The sequence below is a fragment of the Microcoleus sp. D3_18_C2 genome (genome assembly GCF_036702395.1).
Taxonomy (GTDB): domain Bacteria; phylum Cyanobacteriota; class Cyanobacteriia; order Cyanobacteriales; family Microcoleaceae; genus Microcoleus.
Genome location: NZ_JAUBTG010000067.1, coordinates 1 through 22,589 on the forward strand (window position 1 = coordinate 1; position 22,589 = coordinate 22,589).

Sequence of the window (22,589 nt, forward strand, 5' to 3'; positions counted from 1 at the left end):
CCCGCCCGTCCAAAAAGGACGGGCGGGACGCCCATCCCACTTTCAAGAGTGAAAGTTATTTAATTCTCATTCCTAAGCTCATCCGCATTAACCACCTTATTTGGTGAAAAACCGATTTTTCCACGTGCCGTGGGGCTGCCAGATGCCTCCTAGGGAACGAATGCGATCGGGTAACATGAAGTAAGCCCAAGCCGTCCCTAAAGGTTTGAGGTGTCGATCGAAGATTTCAATTTCCTGCCGCTGATATTCGTTTTGTGTCGGTTCCCGCAGGGGATGATAGTCTTCCAATCGGTCTAAATCGTCCAAAATAGCCGAGGAAGCGAAACAGAGGAGAAAACCGCAGACTGTGCCATCTCCGGCCATCATCGCAGGATAGCCGATCGGCAGGGCAAAAAGTTGACCGCGGGCGATCGCGGGGTAAGCATTCACAACTTTTCCTTCGCAGTAGCGGAGGTAGTTGCACTCCCCCGGTTTGAGAGTGCCGTAGACAAAGACTTTCATCGGGTAGGGCCTAACCGCTAGTTTTTGCTAACATAGATGGCTAAGCTAATAGTTTAAGTCTCGCGGGCGATCGCGACTGCAATCTTGATAAATTTCGTTGTTTACCTTTCTTATAATTCATGACTCTAGCAGTTAGTTTTATTGCTTTTGGACTTCGGCCTTTGTACTTGAGCTCTTTTTTGCCGTTCCTGCCCCTTGACAGCTTGTTTTCGACTCAAGGGATTATGGTGATGCTGCTGGCCGCCTATGCGGGGGCGATGTGGATGTTTCTCACCAGTGCTCCGAAGGTACACACGGTGATGGTATCGGATCTCGGACAAGCGAGGGAGTTCTATGAAGGTATGCTAAACCTGCCAGTAGCAGAAGTGCCGCTGCACTACTACTACAATTACGAGCAAACTTTGGGGACAACTGGTATTGATCCGCTGTATTTGTCGCCGAATGTCGGGAGGGCAACGAGCTCTCAAACGATGGGGAGTCCCGATGGTTTGTGGTATCAGTTGATGAAAAATACGCAACTGCACATTATTAGCGGGGCCGGTGCAGGGGAAAAAAATCGCCCGCGTCACGTTTGTTTCGATCGCGATTGTTTGGATCAGCTATTGATGAGGGTACAAACTCGCGGCATTAGTTATAAAATTCGCCGGGAAAAGCCGCTGAATTTTTTGGTTAAGGATTACGACGGCCGCGTGATTGAAATGGCTGAGGTTAGTAATTAAGTAGGTCGTTGTAATTAAAAGTAAAACGATCTCGCGCGCTACCCCCGGCTTCTTTTGTTGGGTAATATCATTCCGGCACCGCCGGAATGATATTAGTCGCGAACACGGCTCATCTCCAGAGAGATAGTCGCTCAATCAAAAAATGATAAGAATAGTTGAGATTTTTGAAATATCACTATATTTTGGTTAAACTAGCTTGATTGGTTTCGGAAGATATTTTTATATCTCCAGAATAATCAGTAACACTCTTGTTAACTAAAGCCTGGAGATAAGTAGAAATGACAGAAGTTGAAGCCATTGTGGCAAGTTTGTGGGAGCTGGATGATGATGTATTGGAAGCTCAGCTAGGCGCTCGTGCTCAAGCTATAGGAGATGATGTTGCTGGAGGTGTCGCAACAAGAGGGGTAGACCTAACTTCCTGGGAATCTATTGATGTGAACGTTGCGGCTAGAGCATCGATCGATCCAAGATTTTTAGATGCTGGTCGGCGGCTGTTCGATCGCGTCAACCCCTTAGTTTACGAACTTATGTGCAAACCCATCGGAGGAGACGATGCAGAGACTCGGAAGATTTTAGATGAAACAATAAATCAGAACTATACCAAAGCGGCTGGGATGTTGGCTCGTGTTTTAGTCAGTGGACTTGGGTTAGCTCCTGCTGTTGCGACTCTGCTGGCAACTCTAATCATTAAAAAAGTTTCCAAATACCTGGCTACTGGAATTTGCGAGACTTGGGAGAAAAGTTTAGTAAAACCTGCCAGTTGAGTTGTATACAAAGATTAGTCATACAAACTCTGTGAGGAGGCGATCGCTCAACTTTTTTAACTTTCCAGTCGATCCGTGGTCGCTTTCGAGGGGCATCCCGTGTCCAGCAAAGTAGAAGAGCAGGCGATTGTTTTCGGCAGGTGGCTGGAGTTTTTCAGGCAACTCCTTGAGTAGGTTTTTAAGCTCTTCCAGTGTGCGCTTGCGATCGGTGTCATCCGTGATTAGCTCAACCTGATACTGATACTCATCTCTTAATAGATCAGCTAGTGTTTCAGCATCGGGTTTTGCTGTTTTCAACTTGGCAATACTGTTTTGATATTGATTGCTGCCGATAATAACTGCGAGGTTGCAATCAAAATTATTTTTATCTTCCCACATCATTGTTAATCCTTGTTTCATTCATTCTTACTCATCTAGCACCTGCGTGAGCAATCATAGCTATTTCCCTAACTGCCTAATTTTTTCCCAAATTTCCAATAGAACAACTATCCCTAGTGGTACGGGTTTACTTAAGTCAGGGTCATTTATTTTCTTGAAATCCTTTCGGCTAGAATCTGAACCACACTGAGGTTTGCCATTTTTCAAAATAGGTTTACCGGGAGTAGTTTTGGTGGTTTTATTGCTCATACAAATTATAGATAATGTTTTTCCTTCAATAATAAAAACTTTTCCAGTAAAGCTTTGCAAGCCTTCCACTCTAGGCTTGGCTGTTACTATAGCCTGTTGTTGTTCAGGAATCTCATAAATATAATCTTTATTAATTGTGTCAATATTTAGCTCATCTATTGTTTGAAAAATTTTTTTGTTTTTTTTATAATATGCCTCCTGTTGATTATTAATTAGATAAACCACAAACTGTCCTCTTGAGAGCTTACCTAAATGTTCCAAGTGTCTCCCCCAGGATAAAGTTGCATCTATCAAAGGCAATATTATACTTAAAACTAATGCTAGTGGTATCCCAAAAATAAGACACCGATTTCTCAAAGCATCTCTATTTTTTTTGAGAATACTATGCCGGAAGAATTCAGTTTCAACATCGTTTAACCAGACCTGTTTTTTTAATAAATCTAGGCGAGGGTTAGTATTCCACAGCAGACCAACTTGTTGATCTTTTTTCTCCCATTGATCCTTCAATTGTTTCAACCAATGATGTGGAGCCGTATTCCAGCGAAGTGGTTCGGGTTGTTGATTTTTCCAGTCCACGGCAGCAGGAGTTAGTCGCCTTTGTAAAATCAAATTTTCCTGTTCTGCATCTTTCCAGTTTTGCAACTCGTCCCATCCTCGCACCAGGAAATCGTGAGCTGGATCCACGTAAGGTTCCCCAGTCTCCTGTCCTTTCACCAACAAGCGAGCATTGACCAGACGCTCAATCACTGTTGTGACTCGCTCATCTTCCTCAGTAGATGAATATTTTAGTTCAGCCATTGGCACCCGTCGCCGTGCCACTCCTCCCCCCTCGATCGCCACCATCCGCAGCATTACTCGCCGCATCGTGGCTCGATGCTTCTCATCCAGTACCTCATACTCTTCCGTTGCTCGACGGGTTAATGCTCCTGCCACTCCACCCAGTTCCTCATAGTCCTTGATTCGCAAAGCGCGATCTGTACTCTTATCCTTTGTCCACAGATCGTACAGTTTGATGTACCGTTCACTTAAGGTAAACGAGAGCAACGGCAATGCTCCCGGCATTTGCCCCACCTCATCAATCAACATACCCACCAACTCCGGTGGCTCAAAATACAACGCTTGCTTTAGGGCAGGTCCCTCGATCGCCTGTCGCAACTCATCCAAATTCATCGCCCGCACGGGGAATCGGGAATGTTTCCAGTAAGCCGAAAGCGGTGAGCATAGAAAACGCGGTTCAAAGTCGGATCGTAGCGTCAGCACAATATGCAACTGCTGAGGACATTCAACAATTGCTTCTCTCAGCACCTGCAAAAACGGTAGCCAAGGTTGAGATTCAGCAGCACGTTCACTAACTATCTCGTTGGGAGAATCGCTCTCCTGCCTGTCACCGCCACGAGTTTCTGTTTGACTCTCCTGGCTCATCGTAATCAACTCTTCAAACTGGTCGATCGTTAACAGCAACTTGACATTGGGATGACTCTCGTTCCACTTTTTAATAACACTAGAGAGGTGTTGCGGCTCATTTTGGAGTCTATTACTCAGAGATTCTAGTGTTTCAAAAATTGCCCGATAAAGCTGCGATAACTGTTCCTTTTCTTCGGGATTGCGACACAAAGCCAAAAGCTGCTTGAAGTAATCCTCAACGACCAAAAGTTTAGCTTCTGACTTTGCACTGTTCCAAGACTCTGCTAGTTTGACAAACGCTGTATCTGTTGATTCATCACCCTTATCTTGACCGCTTTCTTCCTTGGGTTTGAACACCTCATCAAGAAAACTCACTTGAGAGAGTTGCTCGATCAGTTCCGGCTGAGCGATAGGCAGAATGGCTCGTGCTAAAGCTGTAAATGGATACCGATCCGGACGTATTGGATCGAGGATGTACCATTTTGATTCCTGCCTCAACTCAGGAATCAATCCGGCTTTAACTAAACTGGATTTACCGGAACCCGAAGCTCCCAAAACGACCGTGAGAGAACGATTCGCTTGAGACAGGCGATGCTGGAGTTCTTCAACTAATATCTTTCGACCGAAAAAGAAGTTAGCGTGTTTTTCATCAAACGATGCCAACCCGCGATAGGGATTATTGCTCTCGTTCAGGAGTGGTGCAGGCTTAAGTTGAGAGGACGTAAATCCAGGTTTTGTAAAAACAAACTCTCCTCGGTCATACTCTAGCCTCATGGGATAGATTCCAGGCTTTTGACGAGAGCCAGACCACTTGCTGACCTCCTTATCTAGATACACATACAACTCGTGGGCAGTAATTACGCCATCTGGAATCACGTCTGCTTTGTTATCCCGCAATCCTTCCAGTAGTGCCAGTGCAAACGGAGAATGCAGTTTCTGTTTTTCATCTGGAATTGCACCACGCTTATCCTCAGCTAATTTAGCCACATCTAATGCTTCTTGGTCGTGTGCTGCCGAGGTTATTACCTGCCATGCTGGATAGCGAATGAAGCGATCGTAGTGTTCCCGCCGAACCGTTTCCAGAATCGGAATGATTTTCCGGCGACCTGCCCAGCGAAAGGTTCCAGCAAAACAACAGTCCAGAATCACCAGCAAATGATGACACTGCAGTTTACTCAGTGCCTCGTAAACCTCAGACATGGCTAAAAAAGAGCCTTCTTTCTGCCAGTCTGCATCCTGGGGGACTAGATATCCTTTTGGACCTTCTTCACTGTTGCGGGGAATGCCATGACCTGCAAAGTAGAAAATGAGGCGATCGCCTTTCGTCGGCTTGAGTTGATTGGGAAGAGTATCATTAAGTAGCGTTTGGAGTCCTGTCAGCGTAGCGTCTTGGTCGAACAGAGGAACGACATTTTCAGGTTTATATTCATACTCTGTTTCTAACAGATCGGCAAGCGCCTTAGCATCGTTGACTGGCGTTCTCAGACGGTGAATGTGAGGATGATTTTTATAACGATTAATACCGATGACGACAGCTAAATTGCGATCAAAGTTCGTTTTATTATATTCCCAAGTCACGGGTCTACCTCCACTGAATATTTTTTATTAACTCGCTACTCCGATACGGGCGCTCCCACCTGTTTAAGGGCATCAAACCTGATGCCCCAAGCCTGTCGCCGCCACACCTAATGAGATTGCGATCGGGATTCAAAGTAACTGCAAGTCCCACTTCTAAATGTTCTGTTAGGGTTTGCAGTCACTGACCTTAACTCGTTCGCTTAAATTTAGCCACCTCAAACTCTCAGTCATTCTACAGCCCGATTTCCAAGCTATGATTGAATGAGAGTGAATGTCACCTGCTTCGTTACCCACTCAGCATTCGGATTCGGTTTAGAGCGCACTCTACGACCTTCAGGTGGCGGATTCTCAAGATCGGCACCAATAGTACCTAATAGCTGGTTGAGAGGGTTAATCCCTAAACCCTTTTTATTGGCTACGTTCTCAAGCTCTTCGTCAAGATTTCCTTTTTGACCTAAATCTTCATCGAGAGCAGGTAAGGTAAGCCAGTCGAATTGGGCGATACCGCGAGTTGCAAACAACTTGAGCGTTTCTTTCGCTTGTTTGTAGGCTTCGCCATCGGGCAATTGAGTATCCACGGGATTGTCAATCTCATCTTTGCTATCGAGGGGATAAAAGATGTCTTCGTTTCCTGCGATAGATATTTTAGAGATCGCCCAAGTCGAGTCAAGGTCTAAGATCGCAATATTCAGGGGTTGAGAGGAGGTATTCTTGATCCGCAATACCATTGATTGACCCTGTTTGAGCACAATATTGCTGGGATATACAAAAGGTTTACGGTTTACATCTAACAATTCAAATTCAACATATTTATTGAGTTCTGAATCCGGATTGTCAAGAGATTGAACTGCCTGATATTTTGACAAATGAACTAAGCGTTTAACGACAGCATTTGCAGAATCGGGATCATCAATCTTCAGTAGCTTTCCTAAGTTTTTTAAAGGAGTTTCACTCGAAATTTCGTACTCACCATCTCTGCCAACTGCAACTTGATAGTCAGACTGTTGCTCGTCACCGGCTTTCACTTCAATAACCCAACCATTCCCTGTTAAAGCTTGCCGAACTGCCTGTAAAGCTTCCTTCTGTTTGTCAACCCACTCGGCAGGTAATTGATGCTCCTTATCCCCAGCTTCTTTGTTATCTAACAAGAGGACTCGACGCACGAGGGTGACGGGAGCAGCAACCATGACAGCAGGAGAGCCGGGTTCGATTTTGAGTTCTTCTGTAATCTCAATGCCTCCCTCTTCAGGCTCCAGAACTCTAGCCATTGATTTCGAGGCTTGAACCTCTACAATTTCAACAATCGCCTGTTGCTGCTGCCTGTTGGAAAAATCTGTGGCATTGAGTGGATAGATAGCGAATTGCGTACCGCTACTAAGTCCTTGCGCTAACCCTGCATTCAAGGTGACTTGCTTTTGGTTAGAATCTACACTCATAACGGTCACGCTGTAGTGATGCGGTAAGCTCTCGTTCCCAAATACTGCGCGAGTGCCATCACCGATTAACATGGGTAACTGTTGGGGGAACTTACTCTGAATTTGAGCGCAGACGCGATCGTACAGCTTTCTGAAACTCAATCCTGTAGAACTTGTAGCCAGAGTCTGAATTAGCCAGTAAGTCAGGGCTCCATGTCGCTGCTTACCGTCAAACGCATACTCACAAGCTAACTCATTGGGGCGACAGGCTGCTAAAAGAAGGTAATTCTTTATGGGAGGAACCCATGCAATGTCACCATCTACTTTTTCAGTTAGAGTTTTCCAGTTTTTGCTCAACTCTTCAAGCGAAGCAACCAAGCTTTCCTGCTTTGGCGGTGTTTTGTCGGTTTCGGTTCCGCTTCGGATAGCACCATCCCCTCGGGTTACTCCTCCAGAGTGACAGCTATCCATAATAAGTGTGACAATCAACCCTTTGTCTGTCATCCGCTTCAACAGCATCGCCAATTCCACATCAAGTAGGTAACGACCTCCAGCCCCAATATCTGATGGCACAATACCTTCATCATATTGGTCATTCCCCTTCAATTCTGGATAAATAGTTGTCGTCCGTCCTCCATGTCCAGAATAGTGAATGTAAACCTGCTCTCCCGGCTGAGCTATTTCTGTAATGGCATGAAACTTTGCCACAATATTTTCATAAGTTGGTTCCGGGTCTTTGGTTGCGATCATTTCAGCGACTTCAGGATTGGGAGAAGTCAGCCTGAAAATCCGTTCGGATGGAATTTTAACCGTCTTTAAAAGGTAGTCTGCTACAAGATTGATGTCACGAACGCATCCTTTAAGATCCTTGTACAACTGATTCGGCTTATAGCAATCGATGCCAATTAATAAGGCATAAATATTCGATTTTTTCTCAGATAAACTTACCATTTCTCTTCATTACTCCGTGTGTATTTATAATTTAAATAGTTGCCGAGCTACAGAGTTGTGGAGCCACAAGTTCAAGCTCTTCAGAAAACTCGGCCTATTCAGCGACGTATCCTTCTGTTCAAAGTTGGGTTAATTCAATAGCGAACAGTTCAAGCCATTAGCTCGCGGGTTTTGACAGCGACAATTCCGTCTGGCTTCAAACCCTTCTTCTGCTGAAATTCCTTGACGGCTTTATCTGTTGCTGGCCCAAATTCACCATCAACTCCAACTACAATCCCAGCTTTCTTCAAGCTTTCCTGAAGCTTGAGTACATCCGAGCCTTCCATTCGGGGGATCGCCAAGCGCAACGTTCTGGGTTTGCCATCCCACGGCGCTTTAGAAAACCCTGGAGCAGGAGAACGATTAAGGGCATTCTCGGTTTGAGGGCCAAAACCGCCATCCTCGCTAATCTTTGCATTAGGATTGTTCTGATTCCAAAGCTGCTGAAATGCGAGTATTGATTTGCTGCGAAGATCGATCGTGCCGCCACCTTGGTAATCGAAGTGAGGTGGATCGCCCGGTAATGGATTCCAGCCATACCGCATTAAATAAACTTCCCAGCCTCTTGCATCTTCAATGTCGATCGCTAACCCAGTTTGGTGGTTGCTGGCTCCCGGTGGAGCTACAGGATTAGAGTTGTTGAGGCGATCGTTGTATAGCAGCATTTGCTGAGCGATCGTGCGGTAGGCAGAGTTCACCTGCATAGTTTGACCTCGATCTTGAATCGCTCTCTGGAGTGCCTGTTTTGCAGGGGCTTGTACATAGGGAAAGGCTGCCTCCAGCAAGTCTACATTGAGGTCATCAAAACTGACAAAGGCATCTGGCACAATCAGTTGGAGTTGATATATCAACTGCTGAGATAAGCCATTTACCACCGCAGTCGAAGACATGGGTGCATCTTTGAGCAATCCGGGGAAACTGCCTTTAATTCCCAACATATCCCGTTCGACAAATTCTTCACAAGCCTCGACAATTACAGGTTGATTAAAGAGAAGATCGCTTGAGTCAGTCATGGTTTTTTCCTATGAGTTTGAATTTGGTTACACAATCGATGTTATAGTCCCAATTCTTTTCGTGTTTGGGCACCTACAACACCATCCGCCATTAGCCCTTTCTGCTGCTGAAACTGCCGCACTGCCTTGTCAGTATCATTGCCTAAGAATCCATCAGGTTCGAGATTAATTCCTGCTGTTTTCAAAGCTTCTTGCACTTGACGAACATCCTCACCTTGCATGAGAGGATCGGTGAGTTTCAAAGTGCGAGGTGCTTCTGAGATTGTTTCACCTGTTACTTCTTCGCCTGTTCCTTCATAGGTTAAGAATGACTGCCAGGGTTTTCCCAAAAACAGTGCTCGTTCAGCCAATCGTCGGCGTGTCAGCCCTAGCCAGGGTTCACCATCGACTTTATTCCAGCGAGGAAACTGATTAGCTGCTCCTTGATAATTTCCCTCGTTCAAAAGCCTCAGAAGAGTTGAATCTCCAAAACCTCCTGGCCCCACGTTGAAGCAGAAACAAACCAGTGCAGAAAACTGATTGTCATTGAGCTGAACTTCAACGGCATCCTCAACAAAGGATTCAAATTTTTCTAAATCTTTGCTCAGCAATTCTTCTGCTTGCGTTTGGCTAATCGTCAGTCCTGGAAAAACATCGTTGCCAGTGTGTCCATAACCAATTGTCCAAACTCCACCGCCGTCATCATAAGCAGTTAGCTTACATCCTTCAAACGTAGTTAGAAGCTTAAAGCCTTCTCCATTGATTGGCTTTGAACCTCTGCGTTCTGCCACATCAGGCGGTTGTTTTTCTGGAGGATTAATGTTGTATGTTTTAGCCACGCTGAACTTTAAAGCATCAATTAATGCTTTTACTTGCCCATTTGTCTCGGTGACTTTAACGGCTAGGTCGTCTTTTATTTCGTACACGCGACCATCGCCGAAGATTTCAAGCGTTCTTCTTGGCATTTGAGTTTTTCCTTCTTAAAACGTAGATTCGAGCGAAACACCCATCCTGAAGATCCAGATCGCCAAACTTTTGCCTGCCTCTGACAACGTGTGAAAAGAGTTTATCAATTCATACTTGTTATCCAAAGTCTTTGTTCGACCAGTGATTTCACTAATTACGTCTGTCCCAAAGTAAATTCCGGGATTTTCTCCAGCCGTTACAAAAATTTATTTTTGCCGATCGAGAGCGGTGTGCTGCTTGTTCTATTTAACGATCGCGATCGCCCAATTCCACCACTATCAAATTACACTTATGAGTCTTGGATGTAAGCTGTCACGCATTTAAATTGCATATTTAGGGCGGGCGAGACGCCCAACCCCTACTCCCCACAAGACTTAGATTGTTTGTTGACATTTTATTTAAATGCTGAACAGCTTATCAACTAACCAACGACCATAGTTGACACCCACATTCCGCACCAGCAACGGGTAGCGTACAGTACCCCGTGCGGATAGAAGTGAATCAGGAGAGACAATAGTTAGTAATAATATTCAATAATTTATATCAGTAAGCATAACGCTGTTGGAAATGGGGCCCGAAACAGCTCTTGATTCCACTCCCCGCCAACGGTTTTGACCCAATGAGTTAGAAGAGTAGGTTTGCGACTGTGGGAGTGGGGGCGTCAGCTTACTCGTGACGATGCGAGAAAGGCTTTAGTTTTGTGGAATTTAGCAGCAGGGCGGACAGTCACAGCCGCCGCCCCTGCGGAAACCGGGTTTTGGTTGATTAATTAATCTTAGATTCAACGCTAGATTTTTCAGATGCCGCAGCTTCCTTTATCTCTGAAATCCCTTTCCGGCTGAAGATTTGGAAGTAGAGAGAAACAAAAAACTCTTTGACGGGAAAAATGATAAAAGTCAAAGGATTAATTGTCACGATGATATTGCGGGCATCAGCTTTAGCTTGTTTGACAACTTGCTGCGCTACCCAATCTGGAGACATAATGCCGATCGGGTTTAAGTTGCTTTTAAACGGCCCTAAAATCAGTTTGCGAACGATGCAGGGTGCATCTAGCCGGCGCAGGGTGACTAAATCTCCCAGGGCGCGCTTACTGAGTTCGTACAGGGGACTGACAGCGGGAATTACTTCTGCTTCTGAAGTGTTGATCCAGACTTCTTTGCAAGCAATGTTTTCGTTAGTACGGACTGTTAAGAAAAAGAGTTCCATCAGCCGCCACGCGGAAAAAGTGTTAATTTCGTATGAGTTGGCGATCGCCTCTCCTGTTCTTTCTCCCTGTACGTTAATCCCGTGATTGATGACGAGAATATCGATTTTTTCTAACAATAGGGCTAAGTCTGCCTCTTGGCCAGCTTGCCAAGTTACGGTTTTTACAGGTAAATTTTCGCCGTCTAAATTGAAAGTAATTTCCTCATTTCCAGAGGAGAGGGCGATCACTTTTGCACCAGCTTTGTGCAGGTGTTTGAGTAGCAAACGCCCTAAAGTTCCCGATGCACCGGTGACGGCTACAGTTTTGCCTTTGAGAGAAAGTGCTGTACCCATAAGTTTATCTATTAAGGTGAAAGTACCGCAATAGTAAGCATTTTGATTGTCGAAGTGATGTCGCCAGTGATAAGGTTTATTAACTAACCACTTGCCAGGGGGAGTAAGGAAGTCTCCCGGTTGGTGGGTGATGTCGGTTAATTCGTCTGCACCTTTGATGCCGCATCCGCGGGCGATCGCGCTCAACAAAAAGCCTAAAGTATAAATACAACCGGCTGCTGCACCCCAGTGGTATTCCGGCAGCCCAAAATAAGCTACAACCCACAGCAACAAGCCTAAAACCATCATCGTCGCACCTTCGGGCACGTCGTGACGCCAGTGTGCTTGCTTGTAAATTGTCTCGCTGACGGGGGTCAAATTCGGGCGGAAAACGCGGTGATGCCAAGTGTGCAGCTTTTGCAGGGGTGCCCAATAATGGGACACGACGTGATAAAAGTCTCGTATTATTTCTGCCCAGCAGACAGAAGCTATTGCCACAGCGCCGACTATCCAGTAATTTACCATGCTCACATTAGTTTGAAATTTGAGATATTAGAGATTGTCTGTTTTGAAAGATAACTCAAAATGGCTTTTATTGCTAGTCTGGAAGTTGACTCAGGCGTTTTAAAATCTGCAAAACGCGGTACAATTCATTGCCGGGATTGGAAATAACAAATTCAGCCGATCGCGCATACTGGGGAGTTTCGCCTCTAACTAACTTGACAAAATTGAAGTTAGCACCTGTGGAAATAATTCCAAAAGTAGGATTTTCTGGGTTCGGATATGCCAGCATATATGTCAGGAGTTGTGCGATTGCTTCGTCTGTTGAAAACGAAAGTTGTTTGGATTCTATTACTGTCACCCACAAGTTTGCTTTCATAATTAAAATATCTATTCTGCCTTCGATGATTCTGCCTTCGTCTTCCTCTTGAATTGCGATCGACTTTTCGGCTTTGACTTGAAAAGGAGACTCATACAGACCGGCAATAAACAAAATGGGGCTGATGATTGTTAGCTTGACTGCATTTTCCAATACAGGCGGGTTGTCTACCAAGTTGAAGTATATGTCTTGGACGCGATCGAGCAATTGTTTTTCTGAGTCGGTTACTTCGGGTAAGTTTTCTTGCCATTCTCGGAAAAATTCGCTGTTGCGAACTCGCTGTAAACCGAAGTTATCGATTAGATAGCGGAGGTTGATATCTCTTGCTTGTACTTTTTGCATTATGATTAAGCAAGGCTTTTATGGTTATTAATAAGTTTAGCAGAATTTGGATTTTTAACCGCAGATGAACGCAAATGAACGCAGATGAAATTCTGAGTAAGTTAATTTGGCCCAGATGTCTGTTCATTGGGATTTGCGATCGGCAATTCGCTGTTTTTGTCCCGCTTGCATTTCCAGCAATTTTTGAACAATCTCATTATGCCTGATTGTTCAGCTAGCTTAAAAGTTGGGTAAATTATTTTTTTTGCAAAAGGTCGATCGCACTCAATCAATACTGAGGCAAAAACCGGGTTTTTTTAGGCAAATCAATCGTGGTTCGCAGCCGATTCCGATAGAAAAACCCGGTTTATTGATCCAAAATCTACGCTTTTAGGCTCCGCAACCATAAAACAAGATGATGACACCCTTTTCGTCCAGGAATATATCTACAATTTGCAAGTTTGCCGCGCCCTTTCATCCTCCGGCTCTTGCCACCCAAAAGCAAAATGACTCACCGCATTAATTTGCGGCGTCGCGGCGCGAATTGCCTGCATTTGAATCTCCAAAGACGGCCGATTTTTCAGAGGTTTTCCCCAATCTCCAGCAATGGCAGGAATGATTTTTGCTCCCGGAGGCGCTAAACTTACAGTCCGCTGCACCTGCGGCACAATGCAGCTTACATCCCCGCAATTTCCGTAGGACATGGCGTGGAATTCTATCGCAGCCGGAAAGGTGTCCCAAGGCTGCAATCTCGAATCATATCCCCCTTGATTTATCGCTTGATTTGCAGTGGGAAAAAACACTGCTCCTACAGGAATTCCCATCCTTTGAGCGGGTTGAATTGCTATCCCCAAAAAATCTAAAATCCCTTGGACTGCGTGAGCAACGCTCAGTTTCCACAGATCTTTTTGCAGAGTGCCGGTATCGGGAAGCCGCGGTGTCGGTCTTGGTGTGGGAGTTGCAGGGTTTGGCTTGTTACCGGCGGGAGTTGTTGAGGCCGATCGTGATGCGGCATTCTGCGTTCTTGAAGCTGGAGTTGTTACTGACATCGCCTGCGGAATTCGCCCCTGCCAAAGAGGTTCTCGCTCAGTTGGATACTGTTTGACTACTGCTTGAACGTCATTAGGATTGATAAATCCTTTAGTCAAATATCGCTGAATTAAATCTCGCCCTTGCTGATTGCTAGCCCGCTGCAAAAGAACTTGCTGCGATGCTGGGCCGTAAATCCACAAGTCTTGAACTTTGGTAGCAACTGAAGCAGGCCCGATGCCCCTTAGATAGCGAATGTAGTCGAATAACATTCCTTGTGGCTTGCGCTTGACTATTTGATTTACTAACAAAGTATAGTCTTGCCGTGCTTGTGGGTTATACGGATCGATAAAGGCTTGATTGCCCGGAACTTCTCCGAAGTCCTGGTTAATTGCTGCGTCTTCGCTTACTATTAAACTTGTCTGATTTTTACCGTTGATAGCGAGGGTTTGCTGTCTGTCTGGACGCTGAGCATAGCTATAGCCAAAGTTCATGGTAAATAACCAGGCGTATACTTTTAAACCTCGCTGTTTGCCTTTGGCGATCGCCTTTTCTAACAAGTCGTATTTCTCGTAACCGCGATTTCTCACAACAGAAGGCCAAGCCGTTGGATTGTCGGCAACTGGGAGAAGCACTTGACCATCGTAAAACACTTCGACATAGACTTGGTTGTAGCCTTTATTCACAACTTTGTCTAATACTCGATCGAGTTCTCCGGGTCTGACATCGCAGGGATACAAACGCAGCCAAACTGCTTGGGTTTCGGGCCAAGTTTTTTTGCGGCATTCTGCTATTTCCCGCGCGTGTTTGTTCAAAACAGCAAAATATGCTTGCTGAGATTCCCGTTTTCCTGACAGGGCGGCGCGGCGCAAGTCTTCTTTTTGATTTACCTGTTCTGGGGATAATTGGCAATAGGCTGATGTTTGGGCAAAAGCTGGTTGATTTCCGATAAACGGCCACACAAGTTGGCTGATGAAGCTACTGGTTAAAACAGCAGTTACCGCACTTAAAAAGCGTCGCTGGTGTTGAAAATTCGCGATGCGAGTTGGTGCAATTTTCATGGGAGAGTTGAATGGGGTTTCTGGTTTAAATTGGGTGGCAATCGCATTTTTGTGATCGCGATCCACAAGCAGCTACAAATTTTCTACTTTTTTCTGTTGACCTAGTTATGGCACAAGTCGATCGCACAATGCAAATTCTATCTGGCGGCTATTTAAATTCAATAAGGGCGATCGGGTAAGACAAGACTCCGCGATTAAACGGTTTTGCAGTATTTTTTCCCTAAATGCTGCATAAAAAAGCGCCTGAATACAGTGGGCGCTAAAAGCAGGTGATATTTCTACTAAAAATTGTTAACACTCAAATATCAAGGATGAAAGATGAATTAGTGAAATTTATCCTCGATCCTAAATTTTGAGATTAAGCTCCTCTGTTAAGAGCAGCTTCAATCTGCTGAAATTCTGACTCAAGACGCTTTTTCAGTTTTTCAGGAACGGGACGGTTTGGATAGGAACTGTAATGTCCTGCCAAAGAGTTTAATGCCGTCCGCATTGTCGTGAAAGAGGCCAGCTTGGTAAGAGCGGGATCGCGGCGATATTCAGCAAAAAAATCGTTGATACTTGTGCGAGCCTCGGCTTGAGCGGCTGCTTTTTCCGGCGTGCCCTCTGGCAAAGTGAGCGCTGTTCTCAAGCTCTTCACTAATGCTAATGTGTCTTGGCCATAATCTCCACTCAGAGTGGCGGGAACATTGGTACAGCCCGCTACGCCGATGACAACAACTAATACCAGGGCTAACAGACGGGAAATGTAATGCTTCATAAGGGTTAAGAAAAATGGAAGCGAAAGCTGCAATCAAAATTAACCTTTATCCTATCTCGAATGGAGGTAATAATGCCAATTTTTCAAAATCTTTGCATCGATACCATGAAACATAAAATTTGTCAATCTAAAATCTAAAATCTAAAATCTAAAATCGATTGATTTGTCCGGCAACGACGGAGAGAATTTGGGTTTGTCGCAGCCACTGAGCATCAAAAGCGCCTAGGTGAGTTGTAGTAATCAGAGTTTGAAATCGTTCTTGAATTGTTTCTAAAAGTTGATTTTGGCGACTCAGATCGAGTTCTGCAAGTACGTCGTCGAGCAACAGTAAAGGCGCTTCGCCGACGACTTCTTCAATAAGCTGCAGTTCGGCTAATTTTAATGCTAATACCAGAGTTCGCTGCTGACCTTGGGATGCGTATTGACGAGCTGGGGTATTGTTAATGGTAAATGTAATGTCGTCGCGGTGGGGGCCGACTAAAGTAGTTCCTTGAAACTGTTCTGCGATCGCCCTTTTTTGAATTTTCTCTAAAAATGCTTGCCGCACTCCTTCGAGATTGTCTTTAGCGATAAATTCTGAACTTACTTCAATATTAGCATCGTATTTCACATCTAAAATTTCTGCTGAACCGCTAATTGAACGGTGCCAATTTCGAGCTAAAGGCATCAAACGCTCCAAAATTCGATCGCGCCTGCGGATAACGCGAGCGCCCGCTGTCGCCAACTGCGCGTCCCACAAAGCTAATTCTGAACTGGGAATGGGGAATTGGGAATTGGGAATTGGTAAGTCTTCTGTATTTTCTGGTTCGGGACTTTCGGGTGCAATAAATCGCATTTTGTCAAAACTGTCGGAAAATTCCGCTTTCCTGATTTCTTTAGAACGTTTCAACAGAGCGTTTCTCTGGCGCAAAATTTGGTTGTACTGCTGCAAAATATGAGCGTAAATTGGTTCTAACTGGATGACTAGGCGATCGATCCAATTGCGCCTTCCTTCGGGCCCGCCCCGCACTAAGTCCAAATCCAAACAAGAAAATTGCACTACATTTAAGACGCTCAAAAAGTCTAAATGGCGGCGCAGCGGTTCACCGTTGAGCTTCAGTGTCCGACGCGCCCCAGAGCGAAGAGTTAAAGCTAAGTCGATCGCTCCGGTTTGACGTTCGAGTGTAGCATCAATTTGCCCGATCGGCTTTGAGTCGAGTATTAAATCGCGATCGCGCCCTACCCGGTGGCTTTTTAGTGTAGAAAGCAACTCTACCGCTTCTAATAAGTTAGATTTTCCTTGAGCGTTATTTCCTACTAAAATTGTTTTGGGAGCGTCAAACGCTACCTTTTGATCGAAGTAGTTCCGAAACTGCCGTAGGTGCAGCGTTTTCAAATACATAATATTAGTAATTGGTAATCGATAATTGGTAATCGGTAATTGGTAATTGTAATACAGTCATCGTAGGGCGAACATTAAGGGTTGGTAGCCGTGAGCCTTTACGATGGCGATTTTCGCCGAACGTTGCATTCGTAATGACATTATAACGAACTAATAAATGTTTAATTGTGACACAATCTATTTAGTTTTCGTAGCAATGACTTTCGCTGTGAGCCAGGGGTTTCAACCCTGGCGGATCTTCTTGAAAATAAGCTGTTACACATTTAAACCAATAACGATAGAGGTAGGGTGCGTCATCCGCGAACACTGGCGGGATATGGGAAATACTTATGTACGATCCGCACCCTACTATCCTCTTTTAAATGCCCAACAGCTTAGTACCCAATCGAGCGCTCTAGCTAATAATCAAACTTAGCTCACTATCCGTCAGCCGTTAACACTATTTCCTAGATTTGTTGTAAAAGCGCACAAACAGTTTTTCCATTTCAATCCAGACAAACATCAGAGCGCTGAAACCGAAGCAAACTAGCAATTCAAAAGGCGACAAATAGTGAGTGCCGAAAAATGCTCTCAGTGGCGGAACATAAATCAGCATTAATTGCAAAGCAGTAGTAACAATCACAGCTCCCCAAACAAAAATATTAGTCAAGGGATTTAACTCGATAGTTAGCTGAGTGTTAGACCGAATTGCGATCGCGTGACCCATTTGTGCCAAACAAAGAGTTGTAAACACCATTGTTTTCCAAGCATCTGGATTGCCGTGTCCGGGAGAGTGAGTATATCCGTAAGCCCAGGACATCATTGCGATCGTCAAAATTGCAAAAATAATCCCGATCCGAATCATGTAAGAACCCAAACCCCGCGCAAAAATACTTTCTCGCGGACTGAAAGGAGGCCTTTTCATCACGTTCGGTTCCCCCGGTTCCACCGCCAAAGCCAAAGCGGGAACGCCGTCTGTTACTAAGTTCATCCACAAAATTTGCAGCGGCGTCAGCGGCACTCCTCCCAAACCCATTAAAGGTGCGGCCGCAATTGTCAAAACTTCGCCGATGTTGCTGCCCAAAATGTATTTAATAAAGCGGCGAATATTGCTATAAACCACTCGCCCTTCTTCAGCGGCGGCGACAATAGTTGCGAAGTTGTCGTCGAGGAGCACCATATCGCTAGCTTCTTTGCTGACATCGGTGCCGGTAATCCCCATGGCGATGCCGATATCGGCTTGTTTCAAGGCGGGGGCGTCGTTAACGCCGTCGCCGGTCATGGCGACAAATTTGCCCCAACTTTGCAAAGCTTGGACAATCCGCAATTTGTGTTCTGGGGAGACGCGGGCGTAAACGCTAACCTGTTCGACTTGCTGTTTGAGTTCTTCTTGGCTGAGCTTTTCTAATTCTTGACCGGTGAGAACTCGATCGCCCTCTGTTGCAATACCTAAATCGTAGGCGATGGCTTTTGCAGTCAACTGGTGGTCTCCTGTAATCATCACCACCCGAATGCCAGCATTGCGGCACTTAACCACAGCTTCCCGCACTTCCGGCCGCGGGGCGTCCAGCATACTGACGAGTCCCAGCCAAATCATGTCTTGTTCGCTAATTTCCTCAGAACCTTCGGGCGGCAGGCTTTCCCAGAGTTTGTACGCAAACCCGAGGACTCGCAAACCGCCGCTTGCCATGTTGTTGTTTTCGACGAGGATGCGATCGCGCATTTCCTGGGTTAAAGGTTGTACTCGATCGCCGACTATAATGCCTTTGCAGCGCTCCAAAGTCAACTCTGGAGAACCTTTGGTCAGCATCAAATAATTCGACTGCTGTCCTGTTTCTGCGGGAAATCCCGAATGTCCTGATCGGCCGGGCACTTCGCAAATCACGCTCATCCGCTTGCGTTCGGAAGAAAAAGGAAATTCCGCCGTCCGCGGCAGCAATTGAGACTGTTTTTCCTTATAAATGCCTGCTTTTCCCGCTACACAAAGCAGAGCTCCTTCTGTGGGGTCGCCTAAAATCTGCCATTCTTGTTTTTCTTGTTGCAATACTGCGTCGTTGCAAACTGCACAGGCAATTAATAAAGATTCGAGTTCTGGATATTCCTCTAAATTATTAATTTTGGCCGCTGTCAGGCGATCGGTAAAATCTCCGATCGGGGCATAGCCATCCCCTGCGACGGCGACAGTGCAGTCGCCCGTAGACACTAGCTGAACTACCATTTTATTTTGAGTCAGAGTACCTGTTTTGTCAGAACAAATGGTAGTTACCGAACCCAAAGTTTCTACCGCAGGGAGTTTGCGAATCAGGGCGTTTCGCTTCACCATCCGCCTAGTTCCGAGTGCCAGAGTAACTGTCACGACTGCTGCGAGTCCTTCGGGAACCACAGCCACAGCCATGCTTAGAGAAACTTCTAACAACTCTTCAAACCTGCTGGTATCGAACCCGATGCCGCCGTTTTGGAAGGTAATCATGCCGCCGATGACGACAATTGCGACTAAGGTTAGGGCACCGGAGACTAGAACATTTCCCAACTGGCTCATCCGCTGTTGCAGGGGAGTCGGTTCGGTTTCTACTGACTGAAGCATGGTGGCAATTTTGCCCAGTTCAGTTTTCATTCCGGTGTTGGTGACGATCGCCTTTGCTCGTCCCTGAACAACTTCTGTGCCCTGAAAAATCAGGTTGAGTCGATCGCCCAAGGAAGCATCTTCTGGAAGTTCTAGATCGGCTTGCTTGGTTACTGCTAGGGCTTCTCCTGTCAAAGCAGATTCTCTGACTTGCAGATTTGATGTTTCGATCAAGCGTGCGTCTGCTGCTATTTTTACCCCAGCCTCCAACAGCATTACGTCTCCGGGTACGAGTTCCTTGGCGGCTATTTCCGAAGTTTTGCCGTCCCGCAGGACTCTGACTAGGGGGGAAGCGAGGTTTTTGAGGGCTGCGAGGGCTTTTTCAGCACTTTGCTCTTGGAAATAGCCGAGAATGCCGTTGAGTATGACGATCGCAAAAATGGCGATCGCATCTTTGGGAAAAGTATTCGACCTGATGTCCAAAAAACCCGAAATCACGGCCACACCCATCAGCATCAACAACATGATGTTGGTGAACTGATCGACAAAAATCGACCACGGACTGCGGCCTCCTGTTTCTTCGAGTTCGTTGGGGCCGTATTGCTGCAAGCGTTCTGACACCTGTTTGCTGCTCAAGCCAGCGTCTTTGTTGCTGCTTAGCTGCTGGAGAGTTTGGTCAATTGCTACGGTGTGCCAAGAAGAGGGAGAATTTGAAGACATAAATTACGATCGAGCATGGGGGATAAAGGTGGTTGCGGCCGGACAGCTACAGCCGATCCATCTGGCTGATTACAGAGAGAGAGAGTTTTGAGTTCTGAATAAAAAACTGTTTAACTTGCTACTCGTTTTGGGCGCTTCGATGCCGGGGAAGCAAAAAGCTTTTAACTTCAATGCGTCTGGTGGCTCGATCGCGCCGTTTGTAGACCTACGGCTGTTTTCGTATAGTAAACGAATTCTTGTAAACTCTTAGAAGATAGCGGTAGACATTGGCAGTATGTAATAGGATAGGCTACCGTTTAAAACCAGCGCCGAAGCATCGGACTAAGCGAAAAAGTTTCGTAGTAAGCGTAACGGCTCAGCCCCCAAAAACGTAACGCATTGAATAGCGCTTTCAATATTTTGTTGAAAGCTTTGAGAGATACCTCCCTATTAGGGATCGCTAAAAGCGATGCCCGATCTGCCATACACAGTATATCGAGGCGCAATCCTGGATTTACCGGGTTAAATGTATCTGATAGCACCTATCCACCTTACTACTAAAAATTAGCAATTTCTTCGGCTTTTACCCAATGCCCAACGGCTGAGTTTAGTCTTCAAATGGTGATATTTCCGGCAAAAGCTGAGGCTCTGGCGAGGGGCTTCACAATCTTGGGGATTTTTCCCACACCGAATTTTGCAGGCCTCCTGACATTGGGCAGAATTTTTGCTTTTTTCCCTATTCCCCCAGCCTTCTATTACCAAAACTTTAATTTACTTAACACTTCTTAACAATCCCGCTTTTCCACAGAAAGCTAACAAAGGCGATCGGCCCACGAGAGGGTTCGGGGCGGTTCAACCGCGACTGCTGGGGCGAGGGAAGCAAACTGTGCGTTGGGTTGTGCAACCCCGCATCTATCGCAGGAAGGAGATTAGCCTGCACTTCTCCACCCAGACATTTCCCTTCTTAGAGAGATAACTTTCTGTAATAATTTGTAATAAACAAAGATGGGCGGGCGTTGTATAAAGATTATCAGAGGGTTGAAACGACAGGCCAAAGTTAACAAAAACACTGATTGACAAGGTTTGTCGCATCTCATAAAAGATGTTAAAATTTCTAAGGTTTCTTAAACGTCCGTTACGATGTAACAATAGTGCAGGTAGCGGAAAGGGAAAACTCGATCGGACCAGCAGATTAGCTGGCATCAAATTTCAACCCTTGCAGGCACTCGTAGCCTGAACAAATTTAACTTAACGGTTTTATACCGCAACCAAACTCAATTAACTCAAGTAGGAGAGTTCTTTCATGTTTGACGCATTTACAAAAGTGGTTTCCCAATCTGACGCTCGGGGCGAATTTCTAGCTCAGGGTCAACTCGATGCTCTCAGCAGCATGGTTTCCGACGCTAACAAGCGGATTGACGCAGTAAACCGCATCACCGGCAACGCATCCAGCATCGTAGCCAATGCAGCTCGCACCCTGTTCGCCGAACAGCCACAACTGATCGCTCCTGGTGGCAATGCGTACACCAACCGCCGCATGGCAGCTTGCTTGCGCGATATGGAAATCATCTTGCGCTACGTCACCTATGCAACATTTGCAGGCGACGCCAGCGTTTTGGACGACCGCTGCTTGAACGGTCTGCGTGAAACATACCAAGCTCTGGGAGTTCCCGGTGGCTCAGTTGCAGCCGGTGTGCAAAAAATGAAGGAAGCAGCAATTGCGATCGCTAACGACCCCAACGGTGTTACCCGTGGTGATTGTAGCTCGCTAATGTCTGAAATCGGCAGCTACTTCGACCGCGCAGCTAGTGCAGTCGGCTAAAAATAGCCAAGCGAACCTTTCTTGTAAAGAAGCGAGCATCGCATTTTTGCAAACAATCATTTTTGTACAAAAACAACACAACATTAGGGAGAAACCAGAACAATGAAAACCCCTTTGACTGAAGCAGTAACCGCAGCCGATTCTCAAGGCCGTTTCCTGAGCAGCACTGAACTGCAAGTCGCCTTCGGCCGTTTCCGCCAAGCAGCAGCAGGTTTGGAAGCAGCCAAAGCGTTGACCGCCAACTCTCAGCGTTTGATCGACGGTGCAGCTCAAGCTGTGTACAACAAATTCCCGTACACGCAACAAATGCAAGGCCCGAACTACGCTTCTACCCCAACAGGTAAAGCCAAGTGTTCTCGCGACATCGGCTACTACCTGCGGATGGTAACATACTGCTTAGTTGCAGGTGGCACAGGTCCGATGGACGAGTACCTGATTGCAGGTGTTGACGAAATCAACCGGACATTTGAATTGTCTCCTAGCTGGTACGTTGAAGCTCTCAAGTACATCAAAGGCAACCACGGTCTCAGTGGCGACGCTGCAACTGAAGCGAATTCCTACATCGACTACGCAATCAACGCTCTGAGCTAGATTTGCGTGATGCCCGGGATTGTAAGCTGCTG

Annotated in this window: 17 protein-coding genes; 5 read left to right on the top strand and 12 right to left on the bottom strand. The window is 45.9% G+C overall.

The window, feature by feature from the left end; all coding sequences use genetic code 11:
• Nucleotides 1-96 precede the first annotated feature (96 nt).
• Nucleotides 97-501 carry a gamma-glutamylcyclotransferase gene (locus tag QUA88_RS25770; RefSeq protein ID WP_333274512.1) on the bottom strand — a complete coding sequence of 135 codons (405 nt, stop codon included), beginning with the start codon at nt 499-501 and terminating at the stop codon, nt 97-99.
• Between the two features lie 119 nt (nt 502-620).
• Here QUA88_RS25770 and QUA88_RS25775 point away from each other — a divergent pair, with 119 nt between their 5' ends.
• Both QUA88_RS25775 and QUA88_RS25780 read left to right on the top strand, forming a co-directional pair.
• Nucleotides 621-1,220, top strand: coding sequence for a glyoxalase-like domain protein (locus QUA88_RS25775; protein WP_333274514.1), 600 nt, complete (start codon nt 621-623; stop codon nt 1,218-1,220).
• A gap of 278 nt (nt 1,221-1,498) precedes the next feature.
• Complete coding sequence (locus QUA88_RS25780; RefSeq protein WP_333274517.1) at nt 1,499-1,984, top strand: hypothetical protein; 486 nt, start codon at nt 1,499-1,501, stop codon at nt 1,982-1,984.
• Between the two features lie 18 nt (nt 1,985-2,002).
• Here QUA88_RS25780 and QUA88_RS25785 read toward each other — a convergent pair whose 3' ends face one another.
• The 5 genes from QUA88_RS25785 to QUA88_RS25805 form a co-directional block, all read right to left on the bottom strand.
• Entirely contained in the window at nt 2,003-2,383 is a 381-nt protein-coding gene (locus QUA88_RS25785; protein ID WP_333274520.1) for a caspase family protein, read from the bottom strand.
• A 39-nt stretch (nt 2,384-2,422) separates the two neighbouring features.
• Nucleotides 2,423-5,593 (bottom strand): nSTAND1 domain-containing NTPase, encoded by a 3,171-nt coding sequence (locus QUA88_RS25790; RefSeq protein ID WP_333274523.1) that lies wholly within the window; start codon nt 5,591-5,593, stop codon nt 2,423-2,425.
• A gap of 251 nt (nt 5,594-5,844) precedes the next feature.
• Complete coding sequence (locus QUA88_RS25795; protein WP_333274526.1) at nt 5,845-7,959, bottom strand: caspase family protein; 2,115 nt, start codon at nt 7,957-7,959, stop codon at nt 5,845-5,847.
• Between the two features lie 149 nt (nt 7,960-8,108).
• Nucleotides 8,109-9,011, bottom strand: coding sequence for a peptidoglycan-binding protein (locus QUA88_RS25800; protein WP_333274529.1), 903 nt, complete (start codon nt 9,009-9,011; stop codon nt 8,109-8,111).
• 41 nt (nt 9,012-9,052) lie between these two features.
• Nucleotides 9,053-9,955, bottom strand: coding sequence for a glycoside hydrolase family protein (locus QUA88_RS25805; protein WP_333274532.1), 903 nt, complete (start codon nt 9,953-9,955; stop codon nt 9,053-9,055).
• A 639-nt stretch (nt 9,956-10,594) separates the two neighbouring features.
• Between QUA88_RS25805 and QUA88_RS25810 the strand changes: the two genes are divergently transcribed.
• A complete protein-coding gene (locus QUA88_RS25810; protein WP_333274535.1) occupies nt 10,595-10,729 on the top strand; it encodes a hypothetical protein in 135 nt (44 codons plus the stop codon).
• Here the strand turns inward: QUA88_RS25810 and QUA88_RS25815 are convergent.
• From QUA88_RS25815 to QUA88_RS25840, 6 genes are all read right to left on the bottom strand, one after another.
• Nucleotides 10,722-11,999: a bifunctional sterol desaturase/short chain dehydrogenase gene (locus QUA88_RS25815; RefSeq protein WP_333274538.1), complete on the bottom strand. Its 1,278-nt coding sequence runs from the start codon at nt 11,997-11,999 to the stop codon at nt 10,722-10,724. The genes QUA88_RS25810 and QUA88_RS25815 overlap by 8 nt on opposite strands.
• A 73-nt stretch (nt 12,000-12,072) precedes the next feature.
• Nucleotides 12,073-12,696: a restriction endonuclease subunit R gene (locus tag QUA88_RS25820; RefSeq protein WP_333274541.1), complete on the bottom strand. Its 624-nt coding sequence runs from the start codon at nt 12,694-12,696 to the stop codon at nt 12,073-12,075.
• Between the two features lie 425 nt (nt 12,697-13,121).
• A complete protein-coding gene (locus QUA88_RS25825; RefSeq protein WP_333274544.1) occupies nt 13,122-14,765 on the bottom strand; it encodes a family 10 glycosylhydrolase in 1,644 nt (547 codons plus the stop codon).
• A 358-nt stretch (nt 14,766-15,123) separates the two neighbouring features.
• Nucleotides 15,124-15,522 carry a photosystem II protein Psb27 gene (psb27, locus tag QUA88_RS25830; protein ID WP_333206148.1) on the bottom strand — a complete coding sequence of 133 codons (399 nt, stop codon included), beginning with the start codon at nt 15,520-15,522 and terminating at the stop codon, nt 15,124-15,126.
• 148 nt (nt 15,523-15,670) lie between these two features.
• Complete coding sequence (locus tag QUA88_RS25835; RefSeq protein ID WP_333209625.1) at nt 15,671-16,903, bottom strand: AAA family ATPase; 1,233 nt, start codon at nt 16,901-16,903, stop codon at nt 15,671-15,673.
• A gap of 439 nt (nt 16,904-17,342) precedes the next feature.
• Entirely contained in the window at nt 17,343-20,165 is a 2,823-nt protein-coding gene (locus tag QUA88_RS25840) for a cation-transporting P-type ATPase (RefSeq protein ID WP_333055312.1), read from the bottom strand.
• Between the two features lie 1,282 nt (nt 20,166-21,447).
• Here QUA88_RS25840 and QUA88_RS25845 point away from each other — a divergent pair.
• Complete coding sequence (locus tag QUA88_RS25845) at nt 21,448-21,966, top strand: phycocyanin subunit beta (RefSeq protein ID WP_332948147.1); 519 nt, start codon at nt 21,448-21,450, stop codon at nt 21,964-21,966.
• Nucleotides 21,967-22,068: 102 nt separating this feature from the next.
• Nucleotides 22,069-22,557: a phycocyanin subunit alpha gene (cpcA, locus tag QUA88_RS25850; protein ID WP_006631256.1), complete on the top strand. Its 489-nt coding sequence runs from the start codon at nt 22,069-22,071 to the stop codon at nt 22,555-22,557.
• Nucleotides 22,558-22,589: the final 32 nt, after the last annotated feature.

What these genes read in the sequence shown, in the direction of transcription:
- QUA88_RS25785 (WP_333274520.1), bottom strand. Translation starts at nt 2,383, where the DNA reads ATGAAACAAGGATTAACAATGATGTGGGAAGATAAAAATAATTTTGAT.
- QUA88_RS25840 (WP_333055312.1), bottom strand. Translation starts at nt 20,165, where the DNA reads ATGTCTTCAAATTCTCCCTCTTCTTGGCACACCGTAGCAATTGACCAA.
- QUA88_RS25775 (WP_333274514.1), top strand. Translation starts at nt 621, where the DNA reads ATGACTCTAGCAGTTAGTTTTATTGCTTTTGGACTTCGGCCTTTGTAC.
- QUA88_RS25820 (WP_333274541.1), bottom strand. Translation starts at nt 12,696, where the DNA reads ATGCAAAAAGTACAAGCAAGAGATATCAACCTCCGCTATCTAATCGAT.
- QUA88_RS25780 (WP_333274517.1), top strand. Translation starts at nt 1,499, where the DNA reads ATGACAGAAGTTGAAGCCATTGTGGCAAGTTTGTGGGAGCTGGATGAT.
- psb27 (WP_333206148.1), bottom strand. Translation starts at nt 15,522, where the DNA reads ATGAAGCATTACATTTCCCGTCTGTTAGCCCTGGTATTAGTTGTTGTC.
- QUA88_RS25795 (WP_333274526.1), bottom strand. Translation starts at nt 7,959, where the DNA reads ATGGTAAGTTTATCTGAGAAAAAATCGAATATTTATGCCTTATTAATT.
- QUA88_RS25835 (WP_333209625.1), bottom strand. Translation starts at nt 16,903, where the DNA reads ATGTATTTGAAAACGCTGCACCTACGGCAGTTTCGGAACTACTTCGAT.
- cpcA (WP_006631256.1), top strand. Translation starts at nt 22,069, where the DNA reads ATGAAAACCCCTTTGACTGAAGCAGTAACCGCAGCCGATTCTCAAGGC.
- QUA88_RS25825 (WP_333274544.1), bottom strand. Translation starts at nt 14,765, where the DNA reads ATGAAAATTGCACCAACTCGCATCGCGAATTTTCAACACCAGCGACGC.
- QUA88_RS25805 (WP_333274532.1), bottom strand. Translation starts at nt 9,955, where the DNA reads ATGCCAAGAAGAACGCTTGAAATCTTCGGCGATGGTCGCGTGTACGAA.
- QUA88_RS25800 (WP_333274529.1), bottom strand. Translation starts at nt 9,011, where the DNA reads ATGACTGACTCAAGCGATCTTCTCTTTAATCAACCTGTAATTGTCGAG.
- QUA88_RS25770 (WP_333274512.1), bottom strand. Translation starts at nt 501, where the DNA reads ATGAAAGTCTTTGTCTACGGCACTCTCAAACCGGGGGAGTGCAACTAC.
- QUA88_RS25845 (WP_332948147.1), top strand. Translation starts at nt 21,448, where the DNA reads ATGTTTGACGCATTTACAAAAGTGGTTTCCCAATCTGACGCTCGGGGC.
- QUA88_RS25815 (WP_333274538.1), bottom strand. Translation starts at nt 11,999, where the DNA reads ATGGTAAATTACTGGATAGTCGGCGCTGTGGCAATAGCTTCTGTCTGC.